Consider the following 7,305-nt stretch of genomic DNA (forward strand, 5'->3'; position numbering starts at 1 on the left):
TGAATATGGTTCTGGATTAATAATGATAGATTGAAAGAGGAGATCGATTAATGAAAAACGTAATTGTTAAAATATTAGTGTTTTCTATGTTACTTACTTTACTTCCTAATATACAATATGTAAAAGCAGATACAGGAATACAAGATAAAGTAACTTCCGTTGATGTAAGTAAAGTGGAATCTGAAGTAAATAAAGAATTAGGAATTGAAGTTTCAAATGAATTAAAGATTAATATAGAAAAAGAAACAGACGAAAAGGTCGTAGTTAATACAACTTTAGACACAACAGATTTATCAGTTTCAACAGATATCGACATGAACCTTGAAACAGGGGGAATTACTGTATTCGGTAAGACGGTTGATGAAAATGGTGAAGAAACCCAACAAAACTTTGATGTTTATGTACAAGAAGTTGAAGGAAATGACTTTATAGCTACATTCGTTGATCAAGAAACAGGAAAAGAATATGAAGTTAATACCCTAAAAGCAAGTGCTTCTATTTGGCCTGTAGTAGTAGCGGCTGTGGCTAGATATGGTATACAATATGCAATAAAAAAGTATGGAAAACAAGCAGTAACTTCAGCAATGAAACAGGTTCCCAAGAGTATAAATAAGGTTGATGATAAATTCCTTAAAAGAAAAGGTATTGATGCTCACGAATTAAAAAGAGACTACTTGGGTAGAAGTGTTAGTATTTCAAAATATGATATCTATGTGGATAAGAAAACAGGAAGACTTTGGATTTACCTAAAAGGTGGAAAAGGAACTCCGATACCAACTGATTCATTTATAAAATAAAAAAATCTAAAGTCATTTGTGAAAAAATGACTTTAGATTTTTAGTTATAATGAATTATAAGTATGAAGTAAAGGATAAAATTTATTATCCTTTACTTCAAATATTAATAGGGATGTGTTAAATAATTTGAGTACATTAATAAATGTAGAACTAGCCATTTTCGGAGAAATATTTAATCCAGAAGAGCTAACTAAACAATTTAATTTAGAACCAACGATGACTTATAAAAAAGGTGACTTTATTAGAGGTAATTCGTTATTTATTCGGGAAGAAACAAACTGGAGTATTGAAACAGGGTATGAAGAATCTCTTAATGCAGAAGAGGTTGTAAAAAAGTTAATTTCCATATTGGAACATAAAAAAAATGAAATAATTAATATGCAAAGTAAACATAATCTAAAATGCAAATTATCTGTTGTTGTAAAAATAGAAAATAATGAAGTCCCTTCTTTATGTTTTGATCAACATACTATTGGTTTTATCAATAGTATTGGTGCGGAAATTGATATTTGTCTATACTTATTGTAAGTCTAGCGGTAGGATTAAAATATTTGTTAAATGATGCAATGTACCTTTGATAGTGTCTGCGATAAAATGTTTGCCCTAAGCATTAAATTGAATTCTACTTCTGATAAAAGATAGGGCCTTCCTTAAGAGGAGGGTTCTTACAAACTAACTGTATAGGTGAAGATGGACAACAGCAACCAGAAAGTAGCTTTTAATATTAATTGAAGATAGTCTCTATGAACGAAATGATTCTACTAGTATTAAAATAAAGAGTCTAACTTTATGGATAAGGAATTGAAGGCTAATACATCGTATAAATATGTAGTAACAGCGGTTGATTTAGCTGGAAATGAATCTAGTAGAAGTGATGTATTGGATGTAACAACAAAGGCAGAGGATTCCACATATGAAAAATGGGATGCGAGAAAAGCATATACTAAAGGTGATAGAGTAGTATATGAGGGGAAAGTGTATGAAGCAGTTCAAGGTTATCAAGGCAATGGTGACACAAATTGGATTTTTGCCCTATCGCTTTGGAAGCCAGTTTTGAGTAAATGATAAGCAGGAAAATGTAGTTAATATTTTTGAATTTTTCTTTGGAAATAAACGGCCGTTCAAAATATAAATTCTCAAATGGTTTAAATGATTTGCAAATAAATTTAATCTCCATCTATTGTTTACGAAATGAAATCGAAAAAGAATCCCAATGGTACTCCATTGGGATTCTTTATTTTCTAATTTGTAATAGCATAAATTTGCACAGTGAATTTGTTAGTGGCACCAATTGGACTTGCGATATAATATTTGGTATTTGTGTAAGCTTCAGTCCTAAATTCATGTGAAATATTTTTCCAACGAATAGAATCAGTACCTAGGGGAACATCAATCATTACATTGAAAGAGATAGTAGAAGGATGATCTTTTTCTGAAGGTACAATAACCCATTTCAATTCTTTGGTACCTACAGGTAAACTATCAATTTTAAAGTTTTGACTGGATCGATTTTTTTGTCCGGATAAAGGACTAGATATGGTTGCTTGTTTTATTTTATTGTAGGAATAATACATGTTTGCATAGGTAGTTTAATTCCTTCATTCATACAATATTATGGAAGAACCCCTGATCAATTAGGTGTTTTAATATTTTTTCAATTTACGGGTTTTTATTTGGTGTTCTAAGTTCACCCATACTAGTAAGAAAGTATCATTATTTTAAAACAATAACATTAGGTATTTTAGTAATATCCATCGTTCTAGGAGGTTTTATATATATTAAAGAATGGGCATATTTAACTGTTATTTGCTTTGTATTAGGCTATGGAGCAGGTTTGTTAGAAACTACGATGGGTTCCTTTATTATTTCAGCAGAAAGGAATAGTGCTGCTAAATTTAGCATTCTCGAAGTATGGTTTGGGGTTGGGGCGCTAGGGTTTCCGTTACTAGTTAATTATATTATAAAATTTTATGAATGGTATTTTATTCTTTATGGGATATTACTATTCTTTATTTTTACACTATTTGTTTGGTACATGTTTGGACGTACAAAATTTCTAAATTTTTCTCTTCAAAATAATGAAAAGGGAGGAGCATCCCTTTCCTCATTTACTCTAAAATTTAAAAGTGAAAAGATTACAGTTATATTATTCATTTCACTTTTTGCATTGAGTCTAGGTTGTATTATTTTAAAAATGAGGAAAATTGCAACTTACGGTAACGAAAGTGCCAAAAAGGTAGAAGGTATGAAAAATTTATAGAAAAAATTTAATAATATGAAAAAGTTAATTTTATTTGGAATTCCTAAAAAAGTTGATAAAGTTAAAAATTCTGTATTTGGGCTTTGTTTTATATATTGTGCTGTGTAATATATAAAACAGAGATACTTCAAATATAAAAATGATATGCAACAGTGACCAGTTCGCAGGTAATAAAAAGTTATTTTAATTAGCTTTTCAGATTAATCTAAGAGGGGTTTGTTATCGAATGGAGATAAAAATTAGTAAAAAGGATAAGATTGATATCTCTAAAAAATTAAAGTCTTTTTTGGCTGAACAATATTCACTGGAATTGGGTGAATACATAAGCTATGAGTTACTTGAATTCATAATAAAGGAATTAAATCCACATTTTAATCAAGTTACTAGGGATAGGTTGGAAATGTTGTTAAAGAATATAGAGAAAGATATATACAGTCAATAGACTTTATATGAGAATTGAAAAACTATAATATCATTTTTTAAAATTATAAAAGGAAATATGTTACTGAAAAGTAAGGAGACAATCCATTACTTTTCTAAAAAGCAATTAGGTCCGTACAATGATGTATTAAAGTGATTCCGAAGGGATTTTGGATGCTGAAGAGAGTACAAGTGAGTTAAAAAAGAAAGGTGTATAGGCGCCTTTCTTTTTTGAAGGAGATTTTTATATTTTGAGATAGCGCCACATCGCTATCAACTTAAGAAATTAATTGTTCCCTAAAACGAAAAAAATAAACTAAATGTCCTTGGTTACCTATGAAAAGAATAAATTTTTGTTTTGGGAGTACTTCAAAATGTTAGCTTGATAGCGATGTGAATGGACCCCCTGATTAAAGTTACACTTCATTCCACGCCACTCTCTAAAATAGAAAAAGATACATTTTCACAATCAATTTCTGCCATCGCACCGTAAGGTAAAATAAACTTCGGTTCAGTATGGCCGAAATTTAAATTATAAAGAATCGGCAAATCTTCTAAGTTATGTTCTTTCATTACTTGCAGTATTTCGTGTTTATATTCTTCATAATACATTTCGTCTTTTGGTTTACCAAAAATGATGCCTTTTGCTTTTTGGAGAATGCCTTGCGCTGCATAATTTCGTAACCAATACTTTATATAACTTGGTTCTGGATGATCTTCAGAAGTTTCAAAGAAGAGAATACTATCCTCCCAATGTTTGCTCTCAGGCCAAAGCTCCGTTCCTTTTGTAAATTCTAATACTTCTATACAGCCACCAATTAAACGTCCTTGTACAGTAGTAGAGCCTTGAAGTAACTCATATCCATTGTTTTGCTGCATCGTACGCCTTGTATCTTTATTTACCTCTATCCATTCTAAACGCTCACTCGTCCATTCAGGCGCTGGTTGAATTTCGCCAATCATTTCATTGGAAAAGAGAGTTCGATTTACCATTTCAACCGTATATGGATCCATCTCTACATTTTCGGCAAAGTCGGTCAAAATTGCTGGACCGTAAAAGGAGGAAATTCCTGCTTTATGACAAAATAAATGTGAAATGGTAACGTCAGAGTATCCCATAAAAATTTTCGGATTTTCACGTATTGCATTAAAATCTATATAGGGAAGTAGGCGAATGCTATCTTGACCGCCAATATTCGCAATAATTGCTTTCACGCGCGTATCTTGAAATGCTGTCATTAAATCTTCCGCACGAGCTTGTGGGTTGTTATAAATGAATTCGCTACCTTTTAAACTATTCGGCATGGGAACAACCGTAAGACCGAAAACTTCTTCTAATCTCTTTACTCCTTGTTCATAACGCCATCTTATCTCAGAATCGCCTGCGCCTCCCCATGAAGGACTTACTGTTGCCACGATATCACCTGGCTGTAATCTGTTTGGTTTCTTTAACATATTAACTCCGCTCCTACATAATGTAATAGACTACGACTATACATGTAGCTTTGAAAAATATGATGCATCACATTATTTTCTTCATCATCAATCTGTTTACCTGCTGTGATTCAAGAATTTAGCATTCGTGTTGAATATATTTAAAAGTTACAGTATGCAAGATTGCATAAGAACGATGGTTGCTATTTTCTACAATCTGTAACTGTAATGATTATAAGTTGGTCGTATTCAATCCGAAAAATAAAATCATCATGAATGGAGAGGTTACAGCTTTTCCTGAGCAAGAGAGCTATCGCCTTTAGGCATGGGATGAAAGTGAGGTTGGATACGGAGTGTCACTAAAAATCGCAATGTTCGTGGTACTTTAAGTGTCCGAAGTATAGGTAGTTTCTTCGGTTTTTTTGTTGGGATTTTTAGGGGAGTATTCTTTAATTATTAGATAGAGAGGTAAAATAAAAATACACCTAATTACTAGGTGTATTTTTTAGACTTGAAAACCACATATGTATTGGAGATTTCTCTCGGGTAGAGTGTATCACAATAGAAATCATGCGTATACATAATATTTGCTATATTAAATGGTTTCCGAATAGATATGGAAATTGAAAACTAAATAAATCTCAATTTTGGTAACTTAAATACCTGTACCATGCTCAGAATTAGCAGGGGCGCCACCAGTGTCGCCGATGTTTAATGCAGGAGCGCCGCCAGTATGTCCCTCAGAAAAAGAAGGAGCAGGTGGAGAAGGGAAGTGAGCATGTCCAGCTTGATTTGTGAAACCTGCGTTTAAGCCAAATGCAGCAATACCCGTAAAAGCAATACCTATAGCGATTTTACCAATTGTTTTTTTCATTTCTTTAACCCTCTTTCATTTGATTTTTTTGCTACTGTACTATTAAAGAAGTATAAACTTGCTTTCTCATGTTGTTGTTTGTTATAAAACGCAAGAGCTAGTTTTTCAAGATATTCAGAAACGTAACTATATAAGGATTCTCTATTGAAGTATTCAATTCCTTTTAAAACAATCGGTTCAATTTGATCTAATTCATTCTGGTTCGTGAAAACTTCTAATATAGCAAAATGATGTTTATACTCTTCATTACCAAGTTCAGAAATAAGTTGTTTCCCTATCTTAATGTAGTGGTTTGCTTTGTCTATAAGTCCTAATTTTTCATGTTCTTGTGCAAGTAAGAATATAGCTTTGTAGTGAGATGGGATTTTTTCGACGACTTGCGTCAAGTGACGGATTGCTTCTTCAGATAGATTTTGACTTGCGTATAATAGTCCTAAATTACCACGCACAAAAAGTTGTAATGATTCCTCATTTAATTTTTGAAGAATATCTAATGCTTTGTTATAACTTTCTTCAGCTTGTTCAAAATGTCCTACGTCTACATAAGAAGCACCAAGTACACTTAAACAGGAAGAAATATTTCTTTCACATCCGTGTTGCGATTCGAAAATTTCTAATGCTTTAGAAGCATTTACAATCGCAAAACTTGGTTGTTGTTGATGGTAATGATAAGTTGCAAATCGGTAATAGAAATCAGCATGTTCAATTTGAGTGTGTCCGGATAAGAGTGCCTGTGCTTTTAAGAAATATTCGCCTGCTTCCTGATACTTATTGATAGCTGTTAAATGCATCGCTTTATAATAATGATATAGATAAGATAAATGTTTATCTTCTGGTTTTTCTTGGTCTTCTATGATTTGAAAACTATTTTTCGTGATTGATAGTCCATCTGTCAGAGCTGTATGTCGGAACTGAAGTAATGCGTAATATAAATGATAAAGTGGAAATGTTTCTGTTTCTTTCAAAAACATTTCTTCATGTTCTTTTTTAGCTTCTTGAAACTGAATTTGTGCTTCCTTAACGTTTTGCGTTAAGATTGCATGGTACCAAGCTTCTAAATGTTTTGTTGTATATGTATGTCCCTTTAATGAAATGTTCATATTAGCCCCCTTGTATATTTTTCTATATAATTGTAACTATAATGGTAACACAATAAAAAGTAATTATATGGAATTTTTATTGATAAATAATATTCTGAATTTTTTAGAGCTTGTAAAACCTGTCAATCCTTGTGTTTTTATAGTGTTTTCTATGTTTTTTGGGGGAAAGGGAACACAAGTGACTATAGAATCTTAAGAAAATGACGTCACATGCACAGTGCTAAAATAAAAGTTGAGAAAGTATGCATGGGATGTCAATAGGATGAAAAGATAACCCCCTAGTTATATAGCTAGGGGGGTGTGTTAAATAGTTTCACCGTGAGCTTCTAGTTTTGGAGCAGGGAAATGTTCGTGCCCCTCAAGTTTCGGAGCAGGAGTATCGCCAATATTGAAAGCAGGAGCCCAAGTATCAGCATGTGA

6 protein-coding genes and 4 pseudogenes are annotated in these 7,305 nt (G+C 32.2%); 6 read left to right on the plus strand and 4 right to left on the minus strand.

Annotated features, from left to right (window positions below; genetic code table 11):
• Positions 1–50: 50 nt before the first annotated feature.
• From MR079_RS27060 to MR079_RS27070, 3 genes and pseudogenes are all read left to right on the plus strand, one after another.
• Positions 51–797: an SAR2788 family putative toxin gene (locus tag MR079_RS27060; protein ID WP_000800054.1), complete on the plus strand. Its 747-nt coding sequence runs from the start codon at positions 51–53 to the stop codon at positions 795–797.
• Between the two features lie 126 nt (positions 798–923).
• Positions 924–1,325 (plus strand): DUF4279 domain-containing protein, encoded by a 402-nt coding sequence (locus MR079_RS27065; protein WP_000105602.1) that lies wholly within the window; start codon positions 924–926, stop codon positions 1,323–1,325.
• Between the two features lie 252 nt (positions 1,326–1,577).
• Positions 1,578–1,862 (plus strand): annotated as a pseudogene (locus MR079_RS27070) (carbohydrate-binding protein); the annotation flags it as partial.
• A gap of 176 nt (positions 1,863–2,038) precedes the next feature.
• Here MR079_RS27070 and MR079_RS27075 read toward each other — a convergent pair.
• A pseudogene (locus tag MR079_RS27075) lies at positions 2,039–2,341 on the minus strand (hypothetical protein); the annotation flags it as partial.
• 36 nt (positions 2,342–2,377) lie between these two features.
• Between MR079_RS27075 and MR079_RS27080 the strand changes: the two are divergent.
• From MR079_RS27080 to MR079_RS27090, 3 genes and pseudogenes are all read left to right on the plus strand, one after another.
• A pseudogene (locus MR079_RS27080) lies at positions 2,378–2,964 on the plus strand (MFS transporter); the annotation flags it as partial.
• A gap of 319 nt (positions 2,965–3,283) precedes the next feature.
• Complete coding sequence (locus MR079_RS27085; RefSeq protein ID WP_000403244.1) at positions 3,284–3,499, plus strand: DUF2164 family protein; 216 nt, start codon at positions 3,284–3,286, stop codon at positions 3,497–3,499.
• A 36-nt stretch (positions 3,500–3,535) separates the two neighbouring features.
• Positions 3,536–3,634: pseudogene (locus MR079_RS27090) on the plus strand (HXXEE domain-containing protein); the annotation flags it as partial.
• A gap of 266 nt (positions 3,635–3,900) precedes the next feature.
• On the opposite strand, the gene MR079_RS27095 reads toward MR079_RS27090, so the two are convergent.
• The 3 genes from MR079_RS27095 to MR079_RS27105 form a co-directional block, all read right to left on the minus strand.
• The gene (locus MR079_RS27095) at positions 3,901–4,932 is read right to left on the minus strand and encodes a S66 family peptidase (RefSeq protein ID WP_242294980.1); all 1,032 of its coding nucleotides are present in this window, start codon (positions 4,930–4,932) and stop codon (positions 3,901–3,903) included.
• 634 nt (positions 4,933–5,566) lie between these two features.
• A complete protein-coding gene (locus tag MR079_RS27100) occupies positions 5,567–5,785 on the minus strand; it encodes a hypothetical protein (protein ID WP_242294981.1) in 219 nt (72 codons plus the stop codon).
• Positions 5,782–6,885 carry a tetratricopeptide repeat protein gene (locus MR079_RS27105; protein WP_242294982.1) on the minus strand — a complete coding sequence of 368 codons (1,104 nt, stop codon included), beginning with the start codon at positions 6,883–6,885 and terminating at the stop codon, positions 5,782–5,784. The genes MR079_RS27100 and MR079_RS27105 overlap by 4 nt, the downstream gene beginning before the upstream one ends.
• Positions 6,886–7,305 lie beyond the last annotated feature (420 nt).

The organism is Bacillus cereus group sp. BfR-BA-01381, from assembly GCF_022663555.1.
Classification (GTDB): domain Bacteria; phylum Bacillota; class Bacilli; order Bacillales; family Bacillaceae_G; genus Bacillus_A; species Bacillus_A pacificus.